This is a genomic window from Stenotrophomonas sp. YJH_SMC_120 (assembly GCF_059368675.1).
Genome location: NZ_JCAFRY010000013.1, coordinates 59,155 through 85,980, shown reverse-complemented (window position 1 = coordinate 85,980; position 26,826 = coordinate 59,155). Strand labels below are relative to the sequence as shown.

Here is a 26,826-nt window from a genome sequence, read left to right as displayed (position 1 = left end):
CTGTCACCCCTTCCGGAGAACCGGTCGGGTCCAGCCTCCTGCCGGATCCGTCGACGCATGCGAACGCTGTCTCCCCGCCTCAACCTGGGCAAGCTGATCCTCGCCCTGGCCCTGCTCAGCGCCATCATCGCGCTGGCCAACACCCTGCTGGCCAGCTACCGGGTGCAGCGCGACCAGCTGGTCGGCAACACTCTGGAGGCCAACCGCGTCTACGCCACCAAACTGGCCGAAACGACCCAGAACTTCCTGCTGGCTGCCCAGCAGGAACTGGCCTACGCCGCCACGCGGCTCGGCCAGGGCAACCTCGACCCGGCACAGGCCCAGGACGAAGCCAGCCGCCTGCAGCTGCAGACCAACAGCTTCAACTCTTCGCTGGTGGTGGATGCCGACGGCCTGGTGATCGCCACCTCGCCGCAGACCCTGCAGCTGCAGGGCGAAGTGCTGCACAGCGTCGGCAACAATGCCGCGCTGGCCGCGCGCCAGCCGATGATCAGCGACCCGTACCAGTCGGCCACCGGCAAGCTGCTGGTCTCGCTGTCGCACCCGATCTTCGATCGCCAGGGCCACTACCGTGGTTACGTCAGCGGCACCCTGTACCTGCGCCAGCGCAGCGCACTGCACACGCTGCTGGGCAAGCACTACTACCGTGATGGTTCCTACCTGTACGTGGTCGATCGCCATGGCCGCCTGCTGTACCACGCCGATGGCAAGCGGGTGGGCGACTACGTGGTCGGCAACCCCGCAGTAAAGGCCGTGGTGCGCGGCGAGCGTGGCGCGCAGCAGGTGCGCAACAACCTGGGCGTGTCGATGCTGGCCGGCTATGCGCCGGTGGCGGCCACCGGCTGGGGCATCATCGCCCAGCGCCCGACCGAGGCCACGCTGCAGCCGCTGTCGCGGTTGATGACTGCGGTAATCTGGAACGCAATCCCGCTGGGCCTGCTGTCGCTGCTGATCACCTGGTGGTTCGCCCGTCGCATCTCGATGCCGCTGTGGCAGCTCGCACGCAACGTGCAGGGCGGCGAAGACACCGGCAATGCGATCAGCCACGTCAGCGGCATCCGCGCGTGGTACTTCGAGGTCGCCCAGCTCAAGCAGGCGGTACTGCACAGCTTCAATGCGCTGCAGGACCGCATCGGCACGCTCAACCGCGCCAGCCGCACCGATCCGCTGACCAGTCTTCTCAACCGCCGCGGCCTGCAGCAGGCGCTGGATGCCCTGCAGGTACAGGGCATCCCGTTCGCGATCCTGGCGCTGGACATCGATCGCTTCAAATCGATCAATGACAACCACGGCCATGACGTCGGCGACGCTGCCATCGTCCACATCGCCAACCAGATGCGCCGCTACTCGCGCGACAGCGACATCCTCTGCCGCGCCGGCGGCGAGGAGTTCCTGCTGCTGTTGCCGGGCATCAGCGCCGAGTCAGCGCGACAGGCTGGCGAGCGTCTTCGCCAGCACATTGCCGACCATCCGTTTGAACCGGTCGGCACCATCACCGTCTCGCTGGGCGTGGCCCACTTCCCCAGCTTCCATGTCGATGCCGAGCAGGCGCTGCGGCTGGCCGACAAGGCGCTGTACCTGGCCAAGGAACAGGGCCGCAACCGAGTGGTGGTCTACCCCTACGCCGATTGACGCGAAGCCGGGCTGGCCGGCTCCGCAGTGATCGTCAGCCCTGCTCCAGCGGCGTCAGCAGGCGCAGGCCGCGCTTGGCGCCGTCGACCATGTAGATGCCGCCCTCGGGCAGCAGGTCGCTGCCGGCCTGCTCGATCGCATCTGCCTTCCGCCACGGCACGGCCTGCCGCGGGCCCGGGATGAAGGCACGCCAGCGGCCATAGCGCTCGGCTCCATTGGGATCATCGTTCAGGCCGAAATTGACCGGTATGCGTACCGTCCAGCTGTCGCGGGTGCTGGCTTCGCCGGTGGTCGGTGGGTTGAACGTCCACTTGCGGGCACTGCTGACGGCGGCCCTGGCCAGGATTTCGCGCATCTTGGCAAGGGTGCGCTCGCGTCCGACCACGGTCATGTTCACCTGCTCGGCAACGACATCGGCCACCGTGCCGTCACGCGCGATCCTGACCACCAGCAGTACTTCGCCTTGGCCGCCGCTCCGATAGACCTCTTCCGGATAACGCGGGGGCGCCATGCGACCTTGGGTCACCGAATCTGTGGCTTTCTCATCGTACTCGCTGAAGTTGACGCTGGTCATGCTGACTTCGTAGCCACCATCGGCCATGGCCTTGCCCCGCAGGCGCACCCGCAATGGCGCACGTGCCGCCACCGCCGTGCCATCGCGCAGGGTGGGTTCGAAGCGCCAGCCACCGATGGTGCCCTCCACGAAGGACGCGATGCTCGGAGACAGCATCGACTTCTGGTCCAGTACCAACGAACTGACCGCGCCCTCGGGCGTGACCTCGATATGGCCAGAGAGCACCATGCTCATCTCCGCGGTGGCACGCACCGCGCGCGTGGTCTGCGCGCTGGCATCGCCGGCGAACAGCGGAGCGCCGGCACCAACGGCCAACGCGAGAGCGAGAAACAGGGGGGGACGCATCATTGCCGGATCCTTGGTGATGAATGGCGAGAGTACCTCAGTCCCAACACCCATGACAGCTGGCTCACGCCAACCGGTGCGCGCCAGCATAGGGCGGCGTGTCCGGATAGTCACCGCGGGCGAAACGTTCCTGCAGGCCCTGCCACCAGCCCGGGTCGAACAGGTGCCGGTAGTGCTCGCGCACCGCTGCCAGCTCTGCAGCGGGCAGGCCCATGAACGGGCCGAAGCGCTCGGGAAACACGTCGCGCGGACCGACATGGAACCATGGCTCGTCGGACATCGCTTCCTCCGGCGTACGCGGCTGCGGCCAGGCGCGGAACACGCAGTCGCTGACCAGGCACAGCTCGTCGTAGTCGTAGAATACGGCCCGGCCATGCCGTGATACGCCGAAATTCTTCGGCAGCATGTCACCGGGGAAGATGTTGTTGCGCGCCATGTCGGTGATCGCCTGCGCATAGTCGAGCACCGCCGCCCGCACCGCCTCCGCGCCCTGCTCGCGCAGGTAGAGATTCAAGGGACGAAAACGACGCTGCACATAGCACAGTGCGACTTCGACCTCATCGCCATCGATGCGTACGCTCTGCGCGCACTGCTGCAGCAGTTCACCCAGCAGGGCCGGCGCAAAACGCTCGCGCGGGAAGCGCAGATGACGATAGGGCTGCGCATCGAGCAAGCGGCCGACACGATCGAGGTTGAACACCAGTGCGTACTTCTCTTCCACCTGCTGCCGCGACATCGCCTTGGGCCACGCGAAACGGTCGCGGATCAGCTTGAACACCAGCGGGTAACTGGGCAGGGTGAACACCGCCATGACCATGCCCGGCGTGCCCTCTGCATGCACCAGCCGCTCCTGCGGGTGCTCGTTGAAATGACGGAAGAAGGTGCGGTAGCGCTCGGTCTTGCCCTGCTTGGCGCGGCCCAGCACGGTGTATATCTCATCGATGGGCTTGCCCGGCAGCAGACTGCGCAGGAACACCACCGCATCACCGACCGTGGCCAGGTTGGCCTGGAAATAGCTGCGTGACACGCCGAACAGGTGGGCCACGTCCCGGCGCCGGGTCAGCACTGCATCGGCGCGCAGGCCACGCTCGTCGTTCACCAGGGCAATCACGCACGGCGAGAACCGATGCTCGCCGAACACGCGGCCAACCAGGTAAGCGCGGCGCTCGCGGTAGAACACCGTGTCGAGCAGCTCGATGCTGCGTACCGGCGTATCGCCCCAGTGGGCCAGGTCATCCTGCAGGCGCACCGCGATGGCCGCGGCGCAGCGCAGCTGGTGCGCATAGGGGATATCGAAGCGATAGTCGGCCAGCACCCGCTGCAGCGCCTCCACCGGCCGCGTCGGCGAAACCGCGTAGGTATGCCGCGCCACCGGGTGGGTGATGGCATCGGAGGGTTCGACATCGAAGGCGATGAACTCCAGCGCCGGGTCCACGCCCCGGGTGGCAAACAGGCGCCGCGACAACGTGTTGTAGAAGGTCTTGTACAGCTCGGCGTCGATCAGGCCCTGCAGCAGCGCGCTGTAGCGGGCGTGCACCCGCAACCACAGCGCGCGCTCGCCGATCGCGTCACCGGCGAGGCGGCGCAGCGCATCCATCTGCTCGGCGATGCACAGGTCGTACAGGGCGATGCGCTCGACCGCATCCTGTCGCGCACCGGCCCAGTCGCGCTGCTCGAAGCGCTGCCGCGCCCGCGCGGTGATCGCCACAAAGCGGGCGTGGTACTGCTCGAAACCGTCGCGGATGGCTACCGCGATGCGCGGTGCCAGCTCGGCAGCGATGTCAGGCCTGGACATGCATGGCTCACCCGGAAGGACCGGCTTCACCATACGCTGGCGTGTGCGATGCCGTCGAGCGCGGAGGTGGTGCCGGCCGCTGGCCGGCAGCACCTGGACCGTCGATGGATCGATGCAGATGCCGGCCAGCAGCCGGCACTACTGGCTCAGATCGCCAGTTCGGCTTCCACGTCCTGCACCTTGCGCCGCGCCAATGCCAGGTTGGACCTGGTACGGTCCAGCACGATGTAGAAGAACAGGCCCTTCTTCTTCGCCACCGGGCGCATGATGTGGTACGCCTTGCCCAACGAGATCAGGATGTCCTCGATGCTGTCGTTGAGGTTCAGCGATGCGGCGGTCTTCATCTTGGCACGGATCACTTCGGTGTTGCCGGCGGCGGCCACTTCCATGTCCATGCCGGCACCGGCTTCGCCCAGCAGCATGCCGCTTTCATAGTCGACCAGCGCCACTGCCTGCGCGCCGTCGATGCCCATCAGTGCGTTCAACGATTCGTTCAGTCCAGCCACGTCGCACCCCTTGTCGATGATGGTTCGAGCCCCTCGTTCCCCTGCGGCCGGGCTCACGATCCGCCGAGTTCGGCCAGGATCGCCTGGCCACATTCCCTGCTCTGCCACAGCACCTGGCCGATCACGCTGCGCTGGTCGCAAGCCGCCATCAGCAGCAGCGGTGCGCGTCCCTCGGCCTGGATCGCCAGCATCAGCACCTTGCCGCCCGCGGCTTCCAGCATCAGCGTCTGCAGATCCCCAAGCACCAGTTCGCGCCCCACTGCTGCAGCCAGCGCCAGCATCGCGCTGGTCATCGCTGCCAGGCGTTCACCGCGCCCTTCGGCACCGGCACTGACCAGGGCGAAGCCATCCACACTGGCCAGCACCACCGTGCGTATGCCTTCCACCCGCTGCTGCAGGTCTCGCAGCAAGGGCTGCAGGCGCTCACGCTGGCCGGCGTCGGGCAGTAGCGCCACCTGTCCGTCAGCCATGCGCGGCCACCAGTGCGTGCGCTTCCATCTCGCCCATCAATACATCCATCAGCAGCAATCCCTGTTCGCGGTCGCGGGCATCCACTGCCAGCAAAGGCAGCGGTTGATCATCGAGGCTCGCACGTGCGAGCCACTCATCCAGCGCGGCGTGCGGTGCTTGGTCGAGATGGGTGACGGCCACCACCAGCGCCAATGACGATGCGAACGGCCGCAGCACCTGCAGGTAATCCTCCAGTTCGGCAACCACGCCCGCGCGCCGCGCATCCAGCAGCAGCACGGCGCCGCGGGCGCCCTGCAGCAGGATCGGCCAGAGGAAATCGAAACGCTGCTGGCCCGGCGTGCCATACAGGCGCAGCCGCTCGCCATTGGGCAGGTCGATATCTGCATAGTCCAGGGCGACGGTGGTGGAGGCTTTGTCGGCACCGACGCGGTCACTGTTGGCCACGTCGGTGTCGACCACCGCGCCGGCCGCGATGCTGCGCACCAGGGTCGACTTGCCACTGCCCATGCCGCCCAGCACCACCACCTTGTGCTCACGCATTGCGCTCGCTCCCACGCAGGTGACGCCACAGGCGGGCGAGCAGGCCGTTGTCAGCGCCGGCAGCGCGTTCCGGCAGCGGTACCGCCGGCGCTGCCTGCAGCTGCGCGTAACCGCACAGGTAAGCGGCATGGATGAAATCGCGCACGGCCGCAGGCGGCAGATCAAGCAACATCGCGCACTCGTCCACCGTGCACGCGCGCTTGAGCAGCAGCGAGCACAGGCGGAAGCCATCATGGTCATGGCCCAGCACACGGAAGTCGGGCCAGCGCAGCAGCTTTACCGAAGCACCGCGCAGGCGCTCGTCCAGTGCCTGCCAATGGCGGCTGCGTTGCGCCCATTGCCACAGCAGCGGCCGCAGTGGCTGGCGTGGCCGCTCGCCGGCCAGGCCATGCAGGCGTGCGGGTGTCAGCGCATCCAGCTGCAGGCGTTCGAAGGCATCGGCCAAACGCTCCACCAGGGCCGTAGCGGGTTCCTGCAGCAGCACGGCCTGGTCATGCTCAAGGTCCATCAGCAGCAGTGGCTCGCCCGCATCACTCAACAGGGCCTGGCCCTGTCGCAGCGGCAGCCGCTCGCGCAGCAGACGGGTGATGGCATGCGCACCATCAGCCAGGCGGATCGGTGCGGGTGCGTGCATGGCCAAGGGCTCCACTGCCAACTGCATGCGACGCAGCGCGCGACCGATGGCACTGTCATCAAGCACGTCCTGGTGCCCGTCGCCATCACGCAGCTGGCCGCCGATGTCTTCGATCCAGCACTGCAGTCGCGGACGCTGCTGGCGCATGCGCTGGGCCGCGTTGCGCAGCGCCGGCGTATCGCGGATGACCAGCAGGTCGCAATCGTCCAGGTCCTGGCTGCGGCGGATCTGGCCGTCCGGCAGGGCCGATGCCACGCGCAGCCGCTGCAGCAGGGCCTGCTCGCCCTGGATGTCGGTTCCCACTACCAGCACGCGTGCCATCCGTGTTCCCCGTGCGGCCACCTCCCCGGTGGCCTCGCGTCGCCAAGGCTAGGGCATCGCCAGCGGCAGCCGTCGTGATCGACTGCTCAGATCGAGGGCGGTTGCAGACGGTGTCCGATCAGTTCTGCGACGGCCATCGCGGGCAAGTTTCATGCCTCGTTGACGACATTCCGACAGCCGACGGGAACCACGGTTCTGGACGCGGGTCGAATGGGGTCAGATCCCTTTTGCATGGCAAAAGGGTTCTGACCCGGAGCCCAAAAGAAACCCGCGCCGAAGCGCGGGTTCCGGTGTCACGACCGAGCGGCGCTGGATCAGCCGCGCAGCTGCTCCAGCGCGGCGTTGAAGGTCGCGCTCGGGCGCATCGCCTTGCTCGCCTTGGCGACGTCCGGGCGGTAGTAGCCGCCGATGTCCACGGCCTTGCCCTGCACCGCGATCAGCTCTTCGACGATCTTCTGCTCGTTGTCGGTCAGTGCCTTGGCCAGCGGTGCGAAGCGTGCCTTCAGTGCCGCATCTTCGTCCTGTGCGGCCAGCGCCTGCGCCCAGTACAGCGCGATGTAGAAGTGGCTGCCACGGTTGTCGATGCCACCCAGCTTGCGCGACGGCGACTTGTCGTTGTCCAGGAACTGGCCGTTGGCTTCGTCCAGCGCCTTGGCCAGCACGCGGGCGGCGGCGTTGTCGTAGCGGTTGCCCAGGTGTTCCAGCGACGCGGCCAGGGCCAGGAACTCACCCAGCGAATCCCAGCGCAGGTAGTCCTCTTCGACGAACTGCTGCACGTGCTTCGGGGCCGAACCACCGGCGCCGGTCTCGAACAGGCCGCCACCGGCCATCAGCGGCACGATCGACAGCATCTTGGCGCTGGTGCCCAGCTCCATGATCGGGAACAGGTCGGTCAGGTAGTCGCGCAGCACGTTGCCGGTCACCGAGATGGTGTCCTCGCCCTTGCGGATGCGGTCCAGCGAGAACGCGGTGGCTTCCACCGGCGGCAGGATGCGGATGTCCAGGCCGGTGGTGTCGTGGTTCTTCAGGTACTGCTCGACCTTGGCGATGACCTGCGCGTCGTGGGCGCGGGCGGCATCCAGCCAGAACACGGCCGGGGTGCTGCTCAGGCGGGCGCGTTCGACGGCCAGCTTGACCCAGTCCTGGATCGGAGCGTCCTTGGTCTGGCACATGCGCCAGATGTCACCCGCTTCCACGGCGTGTTCGAACACCACGTTGCCGGCATCGTCGGTGACCTTGACCACGCCGTCGGCAGCAATCTGGAAGGTCTTGTCGTGCGAACCGTACTCTTCGGCCTTCTGCGCCATCAGGCCGACGTTCGGCACCGAACCCATGGTGGCCGGGTCGAAGGCGCCGTGCGCCTTGCAGTCGTCGATGACGGCCTGGTACACGCCGGCGTAGCAGCGGTCCGGGATGACCGCCTTGGTGTCCTGCAGCTTGCCTTCGGCGTTCCACATCTTGCCCGAGTCGCGGATCATCGCCGGCATCGAGGCGTCGACGATCACGTCGCTCGGCACGTGCAGGTTGGTGATGCCCTTGTCCGAATTGACCATGGCCACGCCCGGACGCTGCGCGTACTCGGCGGCCAGGTCCGCTTCGATCGCGGCGCGGGTGGCTTCCGGCAGCGACGGCAGGCGCGCGGCCAGGTCACCGATGCCGTTGTTGGCATCGAAACCGGCCTGCTTGAGCACGTCGGCGTGCTTGGCCAGCACGTCCTTGTAGAACTCGTTGACCGCCACACCGAACATGATCGGGTCGGAGACCTTCATCATGGTCGCCTTCAGGTGCAGCGAGAACAGCACGCCCTGGGCCTTGGCATCGGCGATCTGCTCACCGATGAACGCGGCCAGCGCCTTGCGGCTCATGACGGCGGCATCGACGATCTCGCCGGCCTTGACCGCGGTCTTTTCCTTCAGCACGACGGCGCTGCCGTCCTTGCCGTGGAAGGTGATCTTCAGCGCACCGGCGTTGGCCAGGGTGGCCGACTGCTCGCTGCCGTAGAAATCGCCGGCGGCCATGTGCGCGACGTGCGACTTCGAATCCGACGCCCAGGCGCCCATGCGGTGCGGGTGCTTGCGCGCGTAGTTCTTCACCGACAGCGGTGCACGGCGGTCGGAGTTGCCTTCGCGCAGCACCGGGTTCACCGCACTGCCCTTGACCTTGTCGTAGCGCGCCTTGTAGTCGCGCTGCTGGTCGTCGGCCGGGGTCTCCGGGTAATCCGGCAGCGGATAGCCCTGGTCCTGCAGTTCCTTGATGGCCGCCTTCAACTGCGGCACCGAGGCGGAGATGTTCGGCAGCTTGATGATGTTGGCGTCCGGGGTGGTCGCCAGCTGGCCCAGCTCGGCCAGGTCGTCGCTGACCTTCTGCGCGTCGGACAGCAGTTCCGGGAACTGCGACAGGATGCGGCCGGACAGCGAGATGTCACGGGTTTCCACCACGATGCCGGCAGTGGCGGTGTAGGCGTCGACGATCGGCAGCAGCGACTGGGTCGCCAGGAACGGTGCTTCGTCGGTCAGCGTGTAGAGGATCTTGGACATGGGGGACTTGGACTCTGTAGCAATGCTCAGGGGAAGGCCGGCGCCAGCGCCGGGCCACGTGCAACCGTGTCGCTTTCCCCCGTCGCCGTCAGGGTGGGCGCGCGGCGGGGAAACCCCTGCATTGTCGCGTTTTCAGCCGCGCGGGGCAAAGCCGCGCCATACGCGGCGGTACTGCACGCCGGCGACGCTGTGATCCATCCACGCACGGCGTGGATCTGCGCGAACGCCGCCGTCAGTGGATCCACGCCATGCATGGATGAAGCCAGCCACCGGCCAATAAAAAAGGACGCAGCCTTGCGGCTGCGTCCATCGTGAGTCCTGCCGGGAGAGAGTCGGCAGGACTTACTTGACCTCGAACTCCTGCGGCGTTCCAGCCGCCTTGCCATCGACCGTGACCTCGGCGCGGTACTTGCCGGCCGGCCAGCCCTTTGCATTCTTGAACGTGACGTTGGTGGTCTCCGCGCCGCTGGCATTCAGGGTCGCGGTCTGTTCGCCGGCCACCTGGCCGTCCTGGAAGGTCAGCTTGGCACCGACATTGACGTTGTTTGCGGCGCCATCGGTCTTGACCGAGACGATGACATCATCCTTCGGCGAGAACAGTGCAGCCGGGGCGACCGATTTGTCGGCGGCAGCGGTCTTGCCCACGGTGACGGTGGAAACGCTGACCGCGGCAGCTTCCGCCATCGGCGGCGGTGCACCGGTCATCGGTGCCGGCGCTGCCGGCTCGGCCGGAGCCGTGGCGGCCGGAGCGGCGTTGGTGTCGGTCGACTCTTCCTTCTTCTTGCAACCGACCAAGGCAACGCTGCCCAACAGGGCGGCGATCAGGGCGGTCTGGAGCGGGGTGGTCTTGATCATTCGGGGTTCCTCCCAGGGATTGTCGGACGGCGTTTGATCGCCGGCTTACTTCGGCGGCAGTTTCAGGGTCTGGCCCGGGAAGATCTTGTCCGGGTCGTCAAGCACATCGCGATTGGCTTCGAAGATCTTCTTCCAGGCGTTGGCGTCGCCCAGATGCTGCTTGGCGATCTTCGACAGCGAGTCACCCTTCTGCACGGTATAGGTGCCGCCGCTGACGATCTCGGCGGTGCTGTCCACCGAAGCGCTCACGCCGGAGAAGTCCGCCTTCGGCACCTGCTCGGCGGTACTGTCGACGCTGGCGCTGACGCCGGAGAAATCGGCTTTCTTCTCGGTACTCATCCACAACTCCCGTCTGCATGACTACGTGGCTCGCACGGTGCCATGGCGGTTGTTAAATGGGGATGGTGCAGATGTGAAGCCGCCCCGGGGGGCGGCTGAACAATCGGGAGAGACGGTGCCCGGTAGTGCCGGCCGCTGGCCGGCTGTGCCAGGGGGATCCGGCCTTGGCCGATTGCCGGCCAGCGGCCGGCACTACCCGTAACCGCCTGCGAATCATGGTAGTGCCGGCCGCTGGCCGGCGCTCGCCGGGCATGGCCCGGCACAACGGGCAACCGCCTGCGGCGGTTACTGGCGCAGTTCGCGGTAGGTCGCGGCCGGGGCGGCAATGCCGGGACTGGCGCGCCACGGGTTGATGTCCAGGCCGCCACGGCGGGTATAGCGCGCCTCGACTTCCAGCCATTGCGGCTGGCAGCGCGCAGACACCTCGCTGAAGATCCGCTCAACGCACTGCTCGTGGAACTCGGCGTGCTCGCGGTAGCTGACCAGATAGCGCAGCAGGCCGGCACGATCGATCTTCGGCCCGCGGTAGCGCAGGCTGACCGTCGCCCAGTCCGGCTGGCCGGTGACCGGGCAGTTGGACTTCAGCAGCGCCGAGACCAGGGTCTCCTCCACCACCTCACCGGCATTGGCCGAGAGAAAGTCCGCCTGCGGCGGGCCGTAGCAGTCGATCTCCAGCTCCAGCCCGTCGATGGATTCACCGAGCGGCGTCTCGCGCAGGCCCGGCAGCCCGAACTCGACCTGGACCGGCGCACCGGCACAATCTGACAGATCCGCCACGATGCGCGCGCGCAGTGCCTCGGCGCTGTCGATGCGGGTGCTGTTGAGGGAGTTGAGGTACAGCTTGAACGACTTCGATTCGATCAGCCGCGGCGAGGTGCACGGCACCTGCACGGTGGCCACGGCCACCTGCGGCTTGCCACGCGGGTCGAGCCAGCTCAGCTCGAAGGCGTGCCAGCGGTCATGGCCGACGAACGGCAGCGCGGCCTCATCGAGGCCGATCTCGGCGCGGGCGCCGCTGCGGGGGATGGGAAACAGCAGGCCGGGATCGTACTGCGACGGGTAACTGACCTCGCGACCGAGGCTGGAATCCTGTGGGGTGTTCATGGGGGTCATTGTATCGCGCGGACGGCGGGCCTTCGGCCGGGCCGGCCAACGGCGGAGCCCCTCCGTGGTGGTTCAGGCACGATCTCGGGGTCGGCCGGGAGGGTGGGTTGGCTGGGGGCCGCTGCAAGTACGTCCATGTAAGCTCGGTCGCCGCATCCATGCGGCTCACGCCCCCAGCCAACCCACCCTCCCGGCCATGGACAATTTCCCGCGCCACCACGGGAAAGATCAGAAAAATCAAGATCAAAAGCCGATCCTTCAGACGTTCATGACGTCCGCCGTGCCGACCAACGGTCGGCACCCACCAACAGCAGCGGGCACCAACAGCCGCGGGAAACTGTCGAAGGCGGGGTGGGTCCGGTTGAGGGGGTGTCCGCGGCATGGATGCCGCGGCCAAGCCCCCATGGACGGGTTTACGGCGTCCCCCTCAACCGGACCCACCCCGCCATCCCACGGAATGCCCGCTTTTGACGTTGACGTTGATTTAGGCGGGTGCAGGGCTGCAAGCCCTGCCGGAAACCCTCACCCCGCAGGCGTGCCGGCACCGTGCAGGTAATCCAGGCTCACCTGCAGCAGCGCGCGCAGTCCGACATCCAGCGCCTTCTCATCCAGCAGGAACTTCGGCGAATGATTGGCCGGCGCCGTCGCCGGGTCGATGCCCACGCTGGTGGAACCAACGAAGAAGAACATGCCCGGCACTTCCTTCGCGTACAGCGAGAAATCCTCCGCGCCCATCTGCAGCGGTGGCTCGTAGACGTTGTCCTTGCCCACCACCGCCTGCAGGCTCGGCAGCATCTTCGCGGTCAGCGCCGGGTCGTTCACCGTGGCCGGATTGCCTTCTGATTCGTAGATGTCGGTCACCGCCTTCGCACCGTGCGCGGCGGCGGTGTGTTCGGCCACGTTGCGCAGGTCGGCGAAGATCTGCTGGCGCATGCCCTCGTCGAAGGTGCGGATGGTGCCGACCATCTCCACCTCGTCCGGAATGATGTTGTAGCGGATGCCGCCGTTGATCGCACCGAAGGTCAGCACCGCCGGTTGCTTGGACAGGTTGGCGCGGCGGCTGACGATGGTCTGCGCGGTGCCGACCAGATCGGCGGTGGCCACGATCGGGTCGACACCGTTCCACGGTGCCGAGCCGTGCGTCTGGCGACCGATCACCTTGATCCCGAAACGATCCGAGGCGGCCATCAATGGGCCACCGCGCACCGCGATCTGGCCGGCCTGCACGCTGGAGAACACATGCAGTCCAAACACCGCCTCCGGCTTGAAGTCGGCGAACAGGCCTTCCTTCAGCATCAGCGCGGCACCGCCCTCTTCCGGCGGCGGTGCGCCTTCCTCGGCCGGCTGGAAGATCAGCATCACCTGGCCCGGCAGGTCCTTCTTCATCGACACCAGCGCTTCGGCCACGCCCAGCAGGGTGGCGGTGTGCGCGTCATGGCCGCAGGCATGCATCACGCCCACGGTCTGGCCGCGGTACTGGTCGGTGGCCTTGGAGGCGAACGGCAGCCCGGTCTGTTCGGTTACCGGCAGCGCGTCCATGTCCGCGCGCAGCGCGATCTTCGGGCCGGGCTTGCCGCCTTCGATGATCGCCACCACGCCGTGGTGGGCGATGCCGGTCTTCGGCTTCAAGCCCATCGCACGCAGGCGCTTGGCGACCTCGGCCGAGGTGCGCGCCTCGCGGTTGGACAGTTCCGGGTGCTGATGGAAGTCGCGGCGCCATTCAACCACCTTGGCCTGCAGGCGCTGGGCAGCAGCGGTCACTTCGGGGCGTTGCCCGTCCTGGGCGTGGGCAACGGCCGGCAGGGCCAGCAGCAGGGCGGACAGCAGCAGCGAACGGCGCATCGCAATCTCCACAGCAAGAGGGGTCCAGCTGAATGTAGGGCAACACCGCCGCCACGGGAACCTCCGCGGCCGGATCCGGTCTTAGCGCCCGTCCCATCCGTCATGCAGGAAACGTGATGTGGCACAGGTATGCTTTGCGCATTGCCAACCGGGGCCGCGCCCCGTCCAGCCCTCTTGGAGTCCTCGTAATGTCACGTGTTTGGAAGATCGTGCTGCTGGTCGTGGCGGTTCTGGTGCTGGCCGTGGTCGGCCTGCGCGTCATCGGCGGGGGCAAGGACAAGGCTGGAAAGCCGGCAGCGGGAGCGCGCCAGGGTGGCGAAGACCCGGATGCCGGCCCGGTGCCGGTGACCGTGGTCGAGGCCACGCACCAGGACGTACCGGTGTATGCCAGCGCACTGGGTACCGTGACGGCAATGAACACCGTCACCGTCAGCCCGCAGGTCGGTGGCCAGCTGATGAGCCTGAACTTCCGCGAAGGCCAGGAAGTGAAGAAGGGCGACGTGCTGGCAGTGATCGATCCACGCACCGCCCAGGCCAGCTACGACCAGGCCGCGGCAGCCAAGCGCCAGAACGAGGCGCTGCTGGCCACCGCGCGCTCCAACTACCAGCGCTCCAATGCGCCGGAGTACCGCCAGTTCGTCGCCAAGACCGATCTGGATACACAACGAAACCAAGTGGCACAGTACGAAAGCGCAGTCGCGGCGAACGAAGCCAGCATGCGCTCGGCACAGGTGCAGCTGCAGTACACCAGGGTCACCGCACCGATCACCGGCATCGCCGGCATCCGCGCGGTCGACGCGGGCAACGTGGTCAACGCCGGCACCGCGCTGGTCACCCTGACCCAGATCCACCCGATCCACGTCCTGTTCAACCTGCCCGAACGCCAGCTCGGCGACGTGCGCCAGGCGCAGGCCACCGGCGCGGTGCCGGTGGCGGCACTGGACCGCGCCGACTCGCACGTGCTGTCCGGCGACGGCAAGCTGGACGTGGTCGACAACCTGATCAGTGCCGACAGCGGCACCTTCAAGGCGCGCGCGCTGTTCGACAACACCGACAACGGCCTGTGGCCGGGCCAGTTCGTCAACGTGCGCATGCAGCTGCGCACGATTGCCGGCGGCGTGGTCATTCCGACCCAGGCCGTGCTGCGTGGGCCGGATGGCGAGTACGTCTACGTCGTGCAGGGCGACAACACGGTGAAGATGCAGACCGTGCGCAGCGGCGTGGAAGTGGGCGACAGCCAGGTGCAGATCGCCGAAGGCCTGAAGGGCGGCGAGCGGGTCGTCAGTGAAGGCCAGTTCCGCCTGAAGCCGGGCAGCAAGGTCACCGCACTGAAGCCGGGCGAAACCCCGGCCGCACCAACCGAGGCCGAGCTGAAGGCGGCCGAACAGAAGAACGGTGGCGGCGGTGGCCGTCGCGGTGGCGGTCCGCGCTGAGCGCAGGCCACGGTTCTCCCTCGCGCCGGCGGACCCGCCGGCGCCGACATTGAAGTGCCAGCAAGGATCAGTCCGTGGGCTTTTCGACGATCTTCATCCGCCGCCCGATCGCTACCTCGCTGTTGATGGCGGGCCTGTTGCTGCTGGGCATCCTCGGTTACCGCAAGCTGCCGGTGTCGGCGCTGCCGGAAATCGATGCGCCCAGCCTGGTGGTCACCACCCAGTACCCCGGCGCAAACGCCACCACCATGGCCTCGCTGGTCACGACGCCACTGGAGCGCCAGTTCGGCCAGATCTCCGGGCTGGAACTGATGACATCGGACTCGTCGGCCGGGTTGTCGACGATCATCCTGCAGTTCTCGATGGACCGCGACATCGACATCGCCGCGCAGGACGTGCAGGCGGCGATCCGCCAGGCCACCCTTCCCTCGTCGCTGCCCTACCAGCCGGTCTACAACCGGGTGAACCCGGCCGACGCGGCCATCGTCACCCTGAAACTGACCTCTGACACGCGCCCGCTGCGCGACGTCAACAATTACGCCGACTCGATCCTGGCCCAGCGCCTGTCGCAGGTGCAGGGCGTCGGCCTGGTCTCGATTGCCGGCAACGTGCGCCCGGCCGTGCGCATCCAGGTCAATCCGGCGCAGCTGTCCAACATGGGCCTGACCCTGGAACAGCTGCGCAGCGCGCTCACCCAGGCCAACGTCAATGCGCCCAAGGGCTCGTTGAACGGCAAGACGCAGTCCTACAGCATCGGCACCAACGACCAGCTGGCCAGCGCCGCCGAGTACCGCGACACCATCATCAGCTACAAGAACGGCCGCCCGGTGCGGCTGTCCGACGTGGCCGAGGTGGTCGACGGCGTGGAGAACGACCAGCTGGCGGCCTGGGCCGATGGCAAGCCGGCGGTGCTGCTGGAAGTGCGCCGCCAGCCGGGCGCCAACATCGTGCAGACCGTCGAGCGCATCCGCGCGATCCTGCCGCAGCTGCAGGGCGTGCTGCCGGCCGACGTGCACCTGGAGATCTTCAACGACCGCACCGAGACCATCCGCGCCTCGGTGCACGAAGTGCAGTTCACCTTGATCCTCACCATCGGCCTGGTGGTGGCGGTGATCTTCGTGTTCCTGCGCCGGCTGTGGGCCACGATCATTCCCTCGGTGGCGGTGCCGCTGTCGCTGGCCGGTACCTTCGCGGTGATGGCCTTTGCCGGCATGTCGCTTGACAACCTGTCGCTGATGGCGCTGGTGGTGGCCACCGGCTTCGTGGTCGACGATGCGATCGTGATGATCGAGAACATCGTCCGCTACATCGAACAGGGCAAGAGTGGCAAGGAAGCGGCCGAGATCGGCGCACGCCAGATCGGCTTCACCGTGCTGTCGCTGACGGTCTCGCTGGTGGCGGTGTTCCTGCCGCTGCTGCTGATGCCCGGCGTCACCGGCCGCCTGTTCCACGAGTTCGCCTGGGTGCTGAGCATCGCCGTGGTGCTGTCGATGCTGATCTCGCTGACGCTGACCCCGATGATGTGCGCCTACCTGCTCAAGCCCGACGCCCTGCCCGAGGGCGAGGATGCGCATGAGCGCGCAGCGGCGGCCGGCAAACAGAACCTGTGGACGCGCACCGTCGGCCTGTACGAGCACAGCCTGGACTGGGTGCTGGGCCACCAGCGCCTGACCCTGGCCGTGGCCGGTGGCGCGCTGGTATTGACCGTGCTGCTGTACGTGCTGATTCCCAAGGGGCTGCTGCCCGAGCAGGACACCGGCCTGATCACCGGCGTGGTGCAGGCCGACCAGAACATCGCTTTCCCGCAGATGGAACAGCGCACCAGGCAGGTCGCCGAAGCCCTGCGCCAGGATCCGGACGTGACCGGCGTGTCGGCATTCATCGGTGCCGGCAGCATGAACCCCACGCTCAACCAGGGCCAGCTGTCGATCGTGCTGAAGGAGCGCAGCCAGCGTGATGGCCTGGATGAGATCCTGCCGCGCCTGCAGAAGGCGGTAGCCGGAATCCCGGGCGTGGCGCTGTACCTGAAGCCGGTGCAGGACGTGACCCTGGACACCCGCGTGGCCGCCACCGAGTACCAGTACTCGCTGTCGGACGTGGATTCGGCAACGGTGGCCACGCAGGCCACGCGCCTGACCGAAGCGCTGCGCAAGCGCCCGGAACTGGCCGACGTGGACAACAACCTGTCCAACCAGGGCCGCGCGCTTGAACTGAACATCGACCGCGACAAGGCCAGTGTGCTGGGCGTGCCGATGCAGACCATCGACGACACGCTCTACGATGCGTTCGGCCAGCGCCAGATCTCGACCATCTTCACCGAACTCAACCAGTATCGGGTTGTGCTGGAAGTGGCGCCGGAGTTCCGTACCAGCACCGCGCTGATGGAACAGCTGGCCGTGGCTTCCAACGGCGCCGGCGCGCTGACCGGCACCAATGCCACCAGCTTCGGCCAGGTCACCTCGTCCAACTCGTCCACCGCCACCGGCATCGGCGCGCAGAACACCGGCATCACGGTCGGCGCCGGCAACATCATCCCGCTGTCGGCGCTGGCCGAAGGCAAGGTCAGCAGTGCGCCGCTGGTGGTCAGCCACCAGCAGCAGCTGCCGGCGGTGACGGTCTCGTTCAACGTGGCGCCGGGCTATTCGCTGTCCGAAGCGGTGCGTGCGATCCAGGAGACCAAGGACAGCCTGGACATGCCGGCACACCTGCATGCCGAGTTCATCGGCAAGGCCGCCGAATTCACCGGCAGCCAGACCGATGTGGTGTGGCTGCTGCTGGCCTCGCTGGTGGTGATCTACATCGTGCTCGGCGTGCTCTACGAGAGCTACATCCACCCGATCACGATCATCTCCACGCTGCCACCGGCCGGCGTCGGCGCGCTGCTGGCGCTGATGCTGTGCGGGCTGAGCCTGTCGGTGGACGGCATCGTCGGCATCGTGCTGCTGATCGGCATCGTCAAGAAGAACGGCATCATGATGGTGGACTTCGCAATCGAGGCGCGTCGCGCCGGTGCCAACGCGCATGAAGCGATCCGCCGCGCCTGCCTGCTGCGCTTCCGCCCGATCATGATGACCACCGCCGCGGCAATGCTCGGCGCACTGCCGCTGGCGCTGGGCACCGGCATCGGCTCGGAGCTGCGCCGCCCGCTGGGCATCGCCATCGTCGGCGGCCTGCTGCTGTCGCAGCTGGTCACGCTGTACACGACGCCGGTGATCTACCTGTACATGGAACGCTTCTCCGAATGGCTGGCGCGCCGCCGCGAGCAGCGCGCACTGCGCAACGGTTCGCTGCAGGAGCCGCAGGCATGATCCACGCCCCGCTGCTGCGGTGGGCCGCACGATGAACCTGTCCGGCCCCTTCATCCGCCGCCCGATCGGCACCGCGCTGCTGGCCATCGGCCTGTTCATGGTCGGCCTGATCTGCTACCTGCGCCTGGGCGTATCGGCACTGCCGAACATCGAGATCCCGGTGATCTTCGTGCACGCGAGCCAGTCCGGCGCGGATGCGGCGACCATGGCCTCGACAGTCACCGCGCCGCTGGAGCGCCACCTCGGCCAGCTGCCGGGCATCGACCGCATGCGCTCGTCGAGCTCGGAAGGCAGCTCGCTGGTGTTCATGATCTTCCAGAGCGGCCACAACATCGATTCGGCCGCGCTGGACGTGCAGACCGCGATCAACTCGGCGCAGGCCGACCTGCCTTCGGGCATGGGCTCGCCGATGTACCAGAAGGCGAATCCGAACGACGACCCGGTCATCGCCATCGCGCTGACCTCGCAGACGCAGTCGGCCGACGAGCTGTACAACGTCGCCGACTCGCTGCTGGCCCAGCGCATCCGCCAGATCAGCGGCGTTGCTTCGGTCGACATCGCTGGCGCTTCGACGCCGGCGGTGCGTGTGGACGTCAACCTGCGCCTGATGAACGCGCTCGGCCTGACCGCCGACGACCTGCGCAACGCCGTGCGCGCGGCCAACGTGACCTCGCCCACCGGCTTCCTCAGCGACGGCAACACCACTACCGCGATCATCGCCAACGACTCGGTGGCGCGTGCCGCCGACTTCGCCGCCCTGGTGGTCAAGACCCAGGGCGATGGCCGGGTGATCCGCCTGAAGGACATCGCCAACGTCTACGACGGCCAGCAGGATGCCTACCAGGCCGCGTGGTTCGACCACAAACCGGCGGTGGTGATGTACGTGTTCACCCGTGCCGGCGCCAACATCGTGGAGACCGTGGACCGGGTCAAGGCGCAGATCCCGACCCTGCGCGATTACCTGCAGCCCGGCACCACGATGACGCCGTACTTCGACCGTACGCCGACCATCCGCTCGTCGCTGCATGAAGTGCAGATCACCCTGCTGATCAGCCTGGCGATGGTGGTGCTGACCATGGCGCTGTTCCTGCGCCGGCTGGCACCTACGCTGATCGCCGCAGTGACCGTGCCACTGTCGCTGGCCGGTGCCGCGCTGGTGATGTACGTGATGGGCTTTACCCTGAACAACCTGAGCCTGCTGGCGCTGGTGATCGCCATCGGCTTCGTGGTCGACGATGCGATCGTGGTGATCGAGAACATCATGCGCCACCTCGACGAAGGCATGCCGCGGATGCAGGCGGCGCTCACCGGCGCGCGCGAGATCGGCTTTACCATCGTCTCGATCACCGCCTCGCTGGTGGCGGTGTTCATCCCGCTCCTGTTCGCCAGCGGCATGATGGGTGCGTTCTTCCGCGAATTCACCGTCACCCTGGTGGCGGCCATCGTGGTCTCGATGATCGTCTCGCTGACGCTGACTCCGGCGCTGTGCAGCCGGTTCCTCAGCGCGCACGACCACAGCGCGCCGCCGTCGCGCTTCGGCCGCTGGCTGGATGCCGGCCATGAGCGCATGCTTCGCGTCTACACGGTCTTCCTCGACTTCTCGCTGCGCCACGCGCTGCTGCTGTCGCTGACCCCGCTGATCCTGATCGGCGCCACCGTCTTCCTGTTCGGCGCGGTGAAAAAGGGCGCGTTCCCGCCGCAGGACACCGGCCTGATCTGGGGCCGCGCCAATTCCAGCGCCACGGTGTCCTTCGAGGACATGGTCGCCCGCCAGCGTCGCATCACCGACATGCTGATGGCCGACCCCGCGGTGAAGACCGTGGGCGTGCGCCTGGGCAGCGGCCGCCAGGGCTCCAGCGCACAGTTCAACATCGAGCTGAAGTCGCGCAGCGATGGCCGTCGCGAAACCACGGCGCACGCACTCGCACGGCTGAGTGCCAAGGCCGACCGCTACCCCGACCTGCAGCTGCGCCTGCGCGCGATCCAGGATCTGCCCAGCAACGATGGCGGCGGTTCCAGCCAGGGCGCGCAGTACCGTATCTCGCTGCAGGGCAACGACCTGGCATCGCTGCAGGAATGGCTGCCCAAGCTGCAGGCGGAGCTGAAGAAGAACCCCAAGCTGCGCGATGTCGGTACCGACGTGGACAACGCCGGCCTGCGCCAGAACATCCAGATCGACCGCGCCAAGGCCGCACGCCTGGGCATCACCGTGGGTGCCATCGACGGTGCGCTGTACGGTGCGTTCGGCCAGCGCCAGATCTCCACCATCTATTCGGACATCAACCAGTACAGCGTGGTGGTCAACGCCCTGCCCTCGCAGACCGCCACCCCCGCCGCGCTGGACGAGGTGTACGTGCGTGCGCGCAACGGCGACATGGTGCCGATCACCGCGGTGGCCACGCAGATGCCCGGCCTGGCCCCTTCGCAGATCACCCACGAGAACCAGTACACGACGATGGACCTCAGCTACAACCTGGCTCCGAACGTGAGCATGGGTGAGGCCAAGGCGATCATCGACGCGACCGTGGCCGGCATGCGCATGCCCGGTGACATCCGCCTGGCCGATGATGCGGGCTTCGGCTTCAACTCCGACCCCAGCGACATGCTGATTCTGGTGTTCGCCGCGATCCTGACCGTGTACCTGGTGCTGGGCATGCTGTACGAGAGCCTGATCCACCCGGTCACCATCCTGTCCACGCTGCCGGCGGCGGGCGTGGGTGCACTGCTCGCGTTGTTCGGCACCAACACCGAGTTGTCGGTGATCTCGATGATCGCGCTGGTGCTGTTGATCGGCATCGTCAAGAAGAACGCGATCATGATGATCGACTTCGCGCTGGTGGCGCAGCGCGAGCATGGCCTGGCACCGCGCGATGCCGCGCGCGAGGCCAGCATCGTGCGCTTCCGCCCGATCATGATGACCACGATGGTGGCGATCCTGGCGGCGGTGCCGCTGGCGATCGGCCTGGGCGAAGGCTCCGAACTGCGCCGCCCGCTGGGCATCGCGATGATCGGCGGCCTGCTGTTCTCGCAGAGCCTGACCCTGCTCAGCACGCCGGCGCTGTACGTGATCTTCTCGTGCCTGGCCGAACGCTGGCGGGCACGTCGCGCACGCAAGCGCGAAGCGAAGCTGCTCAAGCGCGCGCAGCGTGCGTAGAACGGCCCATCCACGCATGGCGTGGATCTAAGGGTAGAGCCGGCCGCTGGCCGGCTTTCTCGGTACGGCAAATCTGCCGGCCAGCGGCCGGCACTACCGCGGTGGTCCGCCCTCCATATTTCACGCGCACCCCGCAATAATGGTGGGAGATCCTTCCGCCGAGCCTGCATGCCCGCCCGCCAATCCCGCCTCAGCCGCCTGTGGGCCCACGAGAAGGCCAGTTACGGCCTGCGCGTGTTCATCGCCCTGACCGCAGCGCTTGCCGTGTGCTGGCAGCTGGATGCGCTGACCGCCCTGCCCGGCGTTTTCCTCGGCATCATCGCCAGCGCCATCGCCGAGACCGACGACAACTGGTGGGGCCGGACCAAGGCGGTGGCGCTGTCGCTGCTGTGTTTCTGCATCGCTGCGGCGTCGGTGATCTGGCTGTTCCCCTGGCCGTGGATCTTCATCGGCGCGCTGGCACTGTCCACCTTCTGCCTGACCCTGCTGGGCGCGCTCGGCGAGCGCTACGCATCCATCGCCCAGGCCACGGTAACGCTGGCGATCTACACGATGATCGGGCTGGAGCAGCACGGTGCCAGCGACCTGCATACCGCGCTGCAAGCGGTCAGCCACCTGCTGGCGGGCGCCGTCTGGTACGGACTGCTGTCGATCCTGTGGACCGCACTGTTCGCCAACCGACCGGTGCGCGAGCGCGTGGCGCGGCTTTACATCGAGCTGGGCCGCTACCTGCAGCTGAAGGCCGCCCTGTTCGAACCGGTACGTGAGGCCGACCTGCAACGCCGCCAGCTCGACCTGGCCGAGCAGAACCGGCGCGTGGTCGGCGCGTTGAACGAGGCCAAGACCGCGATTCTCGCCCGCTTCGGCCGTTCCGGGCGGCCCGGCGTGAACTCCGGCCTGTACCTGCGCCTGTACTACATGGCACAGGACTTCCACGAGCGCGCCAGTTCCTCGCACTACCCGTACGGCGCCCTGGTCGATGCATTCTTCCACAGCGACGTGCTGTACCGCTGCCAGCGCCTGCTCGATCTTCAAGGCCAGGCCTGCGCGCGCCTGGGCGAGGCGATCCGCCTGCGCCGCCCGTTCGTATATGGCGAAAACAACCAGCAGGCCGGGCGCGACCTGGCCGATGCGCTGGCCTACCTGCGCGACCAGCAGCGCCCGCAGTGGCAGCGACTGCTGGGTTCGCTGGACCTGCTGGTGCACAACCTGCGCAGCATCGAACGCCGCCTGCTGGACGCCGAACGCTCCGAGGCCAGTCTCGACAATGTCGATACGCGCCTGCGCGACAGCAACCCGCATACCCTGCGCGAGATGGGCGTGCGCGTGCGCCAGCAGCTCACGCCCGGCTCGGTCCTGTTCCGCCACGGCCTGCGCATGGCATTGGCGCTGATCGCCGGTTTCGCCGCGATCCGTCTGTTCAATGCGCAGAACGGCTCGTGGGTGCTGCTGACCATCGTGTTCGTGTGCCGGCCCAACTTCGGCGCCACCCGCCAACGCCTGGCGCAGCGCATCGTCGGCACCGTGGCCGGCCTCGTGCTCACCTGGGCGCTGCTGCAGCTGTTCCCGCAGCTGCACGTGCAGCTGCTGATCGCGCTGCTGTCGGCGCTGCTGTTCTTCTTCACCCGCACCGACCGCTATCTGGTGGCCTCGGCGGCGATCACGGTGATGGCCCTGACCTGCTTCAACCTGATCGGGGATGGCTTCGTGCTGATCGTGCCGCGCATGGTCGATACGCTGCTGGGCTGCGCGATCGCCGCTGCTGCCGCGTTCCTGATCCTGCCCGACTGGCAGGGCCGTCAGCTGCACCTTGTGCTGGCGCGGGTGCTGGAGACCGCCGCGCGCTACCTGGATTCGGTGCTGGGCCAGTACCGCAGCGGCATGCGCGATGACCTGGCCTATCGCATCGCCCGCCGCGACATGCACAACGCCGACGCCGCGCTGTCCACCGCGCTGTCGAACATGCTGCGCGAACCCGGTCATGTGCGCCGCAACCTGGATGCCGGCTTCCACTTCCTGGCGCTCTCCAACACGCTGCTTGGGCACTTGTCGGCGCTGGGTGCACACCGCGACCAGGTGGACAGCTACGCCGGCGATCCGCTGGCCTTGGCCGCCGGTGACCGCGTGCGGAAAGCGCTGCAGCAGCTGGCCTCGGCCCTGACGGCACGGCGGCCGGTCAGCGAGGATGACAACGACGCCGACCGCGCGGTGGCGGCCGAACTGGAGCAGATCGACGAGGCGATGCCGGCGAAGCTGCAGTTGATCCGCACGCAGATGGCGCTGGTGCTGCGGATGCTGCCGAAGGTGCGGGCGGCGGCCAATGAGGCGGTGCGCACGCTCACCTGAAGGCCGGCGCCGGGCATGGCCTGGCGCGACCCGCAGTCCATCCACGCATGGCGTGGATCTACTGCACCGTGTGCAACCGTGTGTTGCGCCTGGCGCTGCATCCCGATCACGGTCCTGCGCGGATACTGGGTGATCCCCTGCTCCTGGACTCCCCCCATGAAGATCGAACTCGCCGGCCGCACCGCGCTCGTTACCGCTTCCACCGCCGGCATCGGCCTGGCGATCGCCCAGGGTCTTGCCGCGGCGGGTGCGCGGGTCATTCTCAACGGCCGCAGCACCGACAGTGTCGAACGCGCCCGCCAGCGCCTGCTCGCCACCGTTCCGGGTGCCGAGGTGATCGGCGTCGCCGCCGACCTTTCCGATGCAGCCGGTGTCGATGTGCTGCTGGCCGGCCTGCCCAAGGTCGACATCCTGGTCAACAACGCCGGCATCTTCGGCCCCGAGGACTTCTTCGAGACCGAAGACGCCACCTGGGAGCGCTACTGGCAGACCAACGTGATGTCCGGCGTGCGCCTGTCGCGGGCACTGCTGCCGGCGATGGTCGACGCCGGCTGGGGCCGCGTGCTGTTCATCTCCTCCGAATCGGCACGCAACATTCCCGCCGACATGATCCATTACGGTGTCAGCAAGACCGCGCAGCTGTCGCTGTCGCGCGGCCTGGCCAAGCGCGTGGCCGGCAGTGGCGTCACCGTCAACGCGGTGCTGCCCGGCCCGACCCTGTCCGACGGTTTCGCGGCGATGTTCGAAGATGAACGCCAGCGCAGCGGCAAGCCGCTGGAGCAGATCGGCCGCGAGTTCGTGATGGCACACCGGCCGTCTTCGGTGATCCAGCGCACCGCCACGGTCGAGGAAGTAGCCAACATGGTGGTGTACCTGGCCTCGCCGCAGGCTTCCGCCACCTCCGGTGCAGCACTGCGCGTGGATGGCGGCGTGGTCGACGATATCGTCTGAGACCATCGACAGGTGTGCGGACCAACGGTCCGCACCCACAGGTCCGCACCCACAGCGGATAGGCAGGAATGCTAGGCTGCGCCGGTCAAGGAGGTTCCATGTCCGGTCACAACCAGTTCGCCCTGCTGCGCCAGCGCCGTTTCCTGCCGTTCTTCGTCGTCCAGGCGCTGGGGGCATTCAACGACAACGTGTACCGGCAGGCGATCATCAGCATGTTGCTGTTCATGGCCGTGCCGGAGGAAGAACTGGGGCTGTACGCTACGCTGGCACCGGCCATCTTCATCCTGCCGTACTTCCTGTTCTCGGCACTGGCCGGGCAGATCGCCGACAAACTGGAAAAATCGCGACTGATCGTGATCACCACCACCATGGAGATCGTGATCATGTCGCTGGCGGCCACCGGCTTCCTTACCCAGAGCCTGCCGGTGCTGCTGGTCGCCTTGTTCTGCACCGGCATGCAGTCAACCCTGTTCGGCCCGGTGAAGTACTCGGTGCTGCCCTCGGTGCTCAAGCCCGAAGAGCTGACCGGCGGCAACGGCCTGGTCGAGATGGGCACCTCGATGTCGATCCTGTCCGGCATGATCGTCGGCGGCCTGGTGTTCACCGTGGCCGGCAGCCATGGCACGGTGGTGGCCGCGTGCGCGATCATCGCGCTGGCGATCTGCGGCAACATCGCCGCCCGCCTGATTCCCAAGGTCGATGCCGGCGACCCGGACCTGAAGATCAACTGGAACCCGCTGCCGGAATCGCTGGCGGTGCTGCGCATGGCGCGCCAGCAGAAGGCGGTGCGCAATTCAATCCTGGGCGTGTCCTGGTTCTGGTTCGTCGGCACCGTGCTGACCTCGCAGCTGCCGGCCTATGCGGTGACCAACCTCGGCGGCGAACCAACCCTGTACATCTTTGCGCTGGCCCTGTTCTCGGTCGGCACCGGCGTCGGCTCGCTGCTGTGCGAAAAGCTGTCGGCACGCACGGTGGAAATCGGTCTGGTGCCGTTGGGCGCGTTCGGCATGACCGCGTTCCTGCTCGACCTGTACTTCGCGCGCAGCGGCGAGGCGACGGTGCACGGGTTGACCATCGGCACCTTCCTGCAGCAGTCCGGTAGCATCCGCATCGTCATCGACCTGATCGGCATCGGCCTGTTCACCGGTATCTTCGTGGTGCCATTGTTCGCGCTGATCCAGAGCCGCACGCCGAAGGCGCAGATGTCGCGCGTGTTCGCGGCGCTGAACATCCAGAATTCCGGCTTCATCGTCGGCGCAGCCCTGTTGTCGCTGGCCGCGCACAAGCTGCTGCACTGGAGCATCCCGCAGCAGTTCCTGGCGCTGGCCATCGCCAACGCGCTGGTGGCGATCTACATCTTCACCATCGTTCCCGAATTCCTGATGCGCTTCCTCAGCTGGCTGATGGTGCGCACCCTGTACCGGCTGCGCCCGCACGGCATCGAAGCCAACGTGCCCGACGAAGGTGCCGCGCTGCTGGTCTGCAACCATGTCAGCTACATGGACGCACTGATCCTGTCGGCGACGATTCCGCGTCCGGTGCGCTTCGTCATGTACTACAGGATCTTCAACATCCCGGTGATGCGCTGGATCTTCCGTACCGCCAAGGCGATCCCGATCGCCGGTGCGCGCGAAGACCCGGCGCTGATGCAACGCGCGTTCGATGACATCGACGCCGCGTTGGCCGAAGGCGAGCTGGTCTGCATCTTCCCGGAAGGCGCACTGACCAGGGATGGTGCAATCGCCCCGTTCAAGTCCGGCGTCGAGAAGATCCTCGAACGGCGGCCGGTGCCGGTGGTGCCGATGGCCCTGCGCGGCATGTGGTCGAGCATGTGGAGCCGGCGCGACAGCCGCCTCGGCCGCATGCGGGTGCCGCGCCGTTTCCGAGCCACCGTCGAGGTAGTGGCGGCACCGTCCATGGACGGCCACACCACCAACGCCCAGGCGCTGGAAGCCCAGGTGCGGGCCCTGCGCGGCGATCACGCCTGACAGAATCGGACTGACAGGCAGGCCCGGCAACCTCCCCCGCATACGCCACCGTCCAGTGGCGAACACGACATGTCGTGCGTGTAAACGCATACATGCAACGCCGGTTGCGGTAGATTACGCACCCACAGGGGGGAGGTTCGGCCGATTCACC

General features: G+C 67.2%; 18 protein-coding genes. 7 read left to right on the top strand and 11 right to left on the bottom strand.

Annotated features, from left to right (window positions below; genetic code table 11):
* Nucleotides 1-57: 57 nt before the first annotated feature.
* Complete coding sequence (locus AC5P60_RS15275) at nucleotides 58-1,632, top strand: sensor domain-containing diguanylate cyclase (RefSeq protein ID WP_005411277.1); 1,575 nt, start codon at nucleotides 58-60, stop codon at nucleotides 1,630-1,632.
* Between the two features lie 34 nt (nucleotides 1,633-1,666).
* Here the strand turns inward: AC5P60_RS15275 and AC5P60_RS15270 are convergent, their stop codons facing one another.
* The 11 genes from AC5P60_RS15270 to AC5P60_RS15220 all read right to left on the bottom strand — a co-directional run bounded on the left by AC5P60_RS15270 (nucleotide 1,667) and on the right by AC5P60_RS15220 (nucleotide 13,495).
* Entirely contained in the window at nucleotides 1,667-2,554 is an 888-nt protein-coding gene (locus AC5P60_RS15270) for an energy transducer TonB (protein ID WP_483693768.1), read from the bottom strand.
* Between the two features lie 61 nt (nucleotides 2,555-2,615).
* A complete protein-coding gene (gene aceK / locus AC5P60_RS15265; RefSeq protein WP_483693769.1) occupies nucleotides 2,616-4,346 on the bottom strand; it encodes a bifunctional isocitrate dehydrogenase kinase/phosphatase in 1,731 nt (576 codons plus the stop codon).
* Between the two features lie 146 nt (nucleotides 4,347-4,492).
* Nucleotides 4,493-4,852, bottom strand: coding sequence for a hypothetical protein (locus tag AC5P60_RS15260; protein ID WP_005411280.1), 360 nt, complete (start codon nucleotides 4,850-4,852; stop codon nucleotides 4,493-4,495).
* A gap of 53 nt (nucleotides 4,853-4,905) precedes the next feature.
* Nucleotides 4,906-5,322 carry a roadblock/LC7 domain-containing protein gene (locus AC5P60_RS15255; protein ID WP_005414671.1) on the bottom strand — a complete coding sequence of 139 codons (417 nt, stop codon included), beginning with the start codon at nucleotides 5,320-5,322 and terminating at the stop codon, nucleotides 4,906-4,908.
* Nucleotides 5,315-5,863 carry a GTP-binding protein gene (locus tag AC5P60_RS15250; protein ID WP_033833566.1) on the bottom strand — a complete coding sequence of 183 codons (549 nt, stop codon included), beginning with the start codon at nucleotides 5,861-5,863 and terminating at the stop codon, nucleotides 5,315-5,317. The genes AC5P60_RS15255 and AC5P60_RS15250 overlap by 8 nt, the downstream gene beginning before the upstream one ends.
* Nucleotides 5,856-6,818 (bottom strand): hypothetical protein, encoded by a 963-nt coding sequence (locus tag AC5P60_RS15245; RefSeq protein ID WP_005411283.1) that lies wholly within the window; start codon nucleotides 6,816-6,818, stop codon nucleotides 5,856-5,858. The genes AC5P60_RS15250 and AC5P60_RS15245 overlap by 8 nt, the downstream gene beginning before the upstream one ends.
* Before the next feature lie 314 nt (nucleotides 6,819-7,132).
* The gene (locus AC5P60_RS15240) at nucleotides 7,133-9,355 is read right to left on the bottom strand and encodes an NADP-dependent isocitrate dehydrogenase (RefSeq protein ID WP_033833567.1); all 2,223 of its coding nucleotides are present in this window, start codon (nucleotides 9,353-9,355) and stop codon (nucleotides 7,133-7,135) included.
* Between the two features lie 342 nt (nucleotides 9,356-9,697).
* Nucleotides 9,698-10,210 carry a hypothetical protein gene (locus tag AC5P60_RS15235; RefSeq protein ID WP_005411286.1) on the bottom strand — a complete coding sequence of 171 codons (513 nt, stop codon included), beginning with the start codon at nucleotides 10,208-10,210 and terminating at the stop codon, nucleotides 9,698-9,700.
* A 45-nt stretch (nucleotides 10,211-10,255) separates the two neighbouring features.
* Nucleotides 10,256-10,549: a LysM peptidoglycan-binding domain-containing protein gene (locus AC5P60_RS15230; protein WP_005411287.1), complete on the bottom strand. Its 294-nt coding sequence runs from the start codon at nucleotides 10,547-10,549 to the stop codon at nucleotides 10,256-10,258.
* Nucleotides 10,550-10,834: 285 nt separating this feature from the next.
* Nucleotides 10,835-11,653 carry an NADPH-dependent 7-cyano-7-deazaguanine reductase QueF gene (gene queF, locus AC5P60_RS15225; protein ID WP_033833570.1) on the bottom strand — a complete coding sequence of 273 codons (819 nt, stop codon included), beginning with the start codon at nucleotides 11,651-11,653 and terminating at the stop codon, nucleotides 10,835-10,837.
* A gap of 522 nt (nucleotides 11,654-12,175) precedes the next feature.
* Nucleotides 12,176-13,495: a M20 family metallopeptidase gene (locus AC5P60_RS15220; protein ID WP_012481426.1), complete on the bottom strand. Its 1,320-nt coding sequence runs from the start codon at nucleotides 13,493-13,495 to the stop codon at nucleotides 12,176-12,178.
* Between the two features lie 188 nt (nucleotides 13,496-13,683).
* Here AC5P60_RS15220 and AC5P60_RS15215 point away from each other — a divergent pair, with 188 nt between their 5' ends.
* From AC5P60_RS15215 to AC5P60_RS15190, 6 genes are all read left to right on the top strand, one after another.
* Complete coding sequence (locus AC5P60_RS15215) at nucleotides 13,684-14,928, top strand: efflux RND transporter periplasmic adaptor subunit (RefSeq protein ID WP_005414679.1); 1,245 nt, start codon at nucleotides 13,684-13,686, stop codon at nucleotides 14,926-14,928.
* 74 nt (nucleotides 14,929-15,002) lie between these two features.
* Nucleotides 15,003-18,236 (top strand): efflux RND transporter permease subunit, encoded by a 3,234-nt coding sequence (locus AC5P60_RS15210; protein ID WP_059035625.1) that lies wholly within the window; start codon nucleotides 15,003-15,005, stop codon nucleotides 18,234-18,236.
* A gap of 31 nt (nucleotides 18,237-18,267) precedes the next feature.
* Nucleotides 18,268-21,390, top strand: a complete 3,123-nt coding sequence (locus AC5P60_RS15205) for an efflux RND transporter permease subunit (RefSeq protein ID WP_483693770.1) — start codon at nucleotides 18,268-18,270, stop codon at nucleotides 21,388-21,390.
* Between the two features lie 168 nt (nucleotides 21,391-21,558).
* On the top strand, nucleotides 21,559-23,736 hold the full coding sequence (gene yccS, locus AC5P60_RS15200) for a YccS family putative transporter (protein WP_033833572.1): 2,178 nt from the start codon (nucleotides 21,559-21,561) through the stop codon (nucleotides 23,734-23,736).
* A 156-nt stretch (nucleotides 23,737-23,892) separates the two neighbouring features.
* On the top strand, nucleotides 23,893-24,687 hold the full coding sequence (locus tag AC5P60_RS15195) for an SDR family NAD(P)-dependent oxidoreductase (protein ID WP_024958118.1): 795 nt from the start codon (nucleotides 23,893-23,895) through the stop codon (nucleotides 24,685-24,687).
* Nucleotides 24,688-24,785: 98 nt separating this feature from the next.
* Entirely contained in the window at nucleotides 24,786-26,675 is a 1,890-nt protein-coding gene (locus AC5P60_RS15190; RefSeq protein ID WP_033833573.1) for an MFS transporter, read from the top strand.
* Nucleotides 26,676-26,826: the final 151 nt, after the last annotated feature.

Excerpts from the sequence above, each read along its gene's own strand:
- AC5P60_RS15275 (WP_005411277.1), top strand. The coding sequence starts at position 58 with ATGCGAACGCTGTCTCCCCGCCTCAACCTGGGCAAGCTGATCCTCGCC.
- AC5P60_RS15270 (WP_483693768.1), bottom strand. The coding sequence starts at position 2,554 with ATGATGCGTCCCCCCCTGTTTCTCGCTCTCGCGTTGGCCGTTGGTGCC.
- aceK (WP_483693769.1), bottom strand. The coding sequence starts at position 4,346 with ATGTCCAGGCCTGACATCGCTGCCGAGCTGGCACCGCGCATCGCGGTA.
- AC5P60_RS15255 (WP_005414671.1), bottom strand. The coding sequence starts at position 5,322 with ATGGCTGACGGACAGGTGGCGCTACTGCCCGACGCCGGCCAGCGTGAG.
- AC5P60_RS15250 (WP_033833566.1), bottom strand. The coding sequence starts at position 5,863 with ATGCGTGAGCACAAGGTGGTGGTGCTGGGCGGCATGGGCAGTGGCAAG.
- AC5P60_RS15245 (WP_005411283.1), bottom strand. The coding sequence starts at position 6,818 with ATGGCACGCGTGCTGGTAGTGGGAACCGACATCCAGGGCGAGCAGGCC.
- AC5P60_RS15240 (WP_033833567.1), bottom strand. The coding sequence starts at position 9,355 with ATGTCCAAGATCCTCTACACGCTGACCGACGAAGCACCGTTCCTGGCG.
- AC5P60_RS15235 (WP_005411286.1), bottom strand. The coding sequence starts at position 10,210 with ATGATCAAGACCACCCCGCTCCAGACCGCCCTGATCGCCGCCCTGTTG.
- AC5P60_RS15230 (WP_005411287.1), bottom strand. The coding sequence starts at position 10,549 with ATGAGTACCGAGAAGAAAGCCGATTTCTCCGGCGTCAGCGCCAGCGTC.
- queF (WP_033833570.1), bottom strand. The coding sequence starts at position 11,653 with ATGAACACCCCACAGGATTCCAGCCTCGGTCGCGAGGTCAGTTACCCG.
- AC5P60_RS15220 (WP_012481426.1), bottom strand. The coding sequence starts at position 13,495 with ATGCGCCGTTCGCTGCTGCTGTCCGCCCTGCTGCTGGCCCTGCCGGCC.
- AC5P60_RS15215 (WP_005414679.1), top strand. The coding sequence starts at position 13,684 with ATGTCACGTGTTTGGAAGATCGTGCTGCTGGTCGTGGCGGTTCTGGTG.
- AC5P60_RS15205 (WP_483693770.1), top strand. The coding sequence starts at position 18,268 with ATGAACCTGTCCGGCCCCTTCATCCGCCGCCCGATCGGCACCGCGCTG.
- yccS (WP_033833572.1), top strand. The coding sequence starts at position 21,559 with ATGCCCGCCCGCCAATCCCGCCTCAGCCGCCTGTGGGCCCACGAGAAG.
- AC5P60_RS15195 (WP_024958118.1), top strand. The coding sequence starts at position 23,893 with ATGAAGATCGAACTCGCCGGCCGCACCGCGCTCGTTACCGCTTCCACC.
- AC5P60_RS15190 (WP_033833573.1), top strand. The coding sequence starts at position 24,786 with ATGTCCGGTCACAACCAGTTCGCCCTGCTGCGCCAGCGCCGTTTCCTG.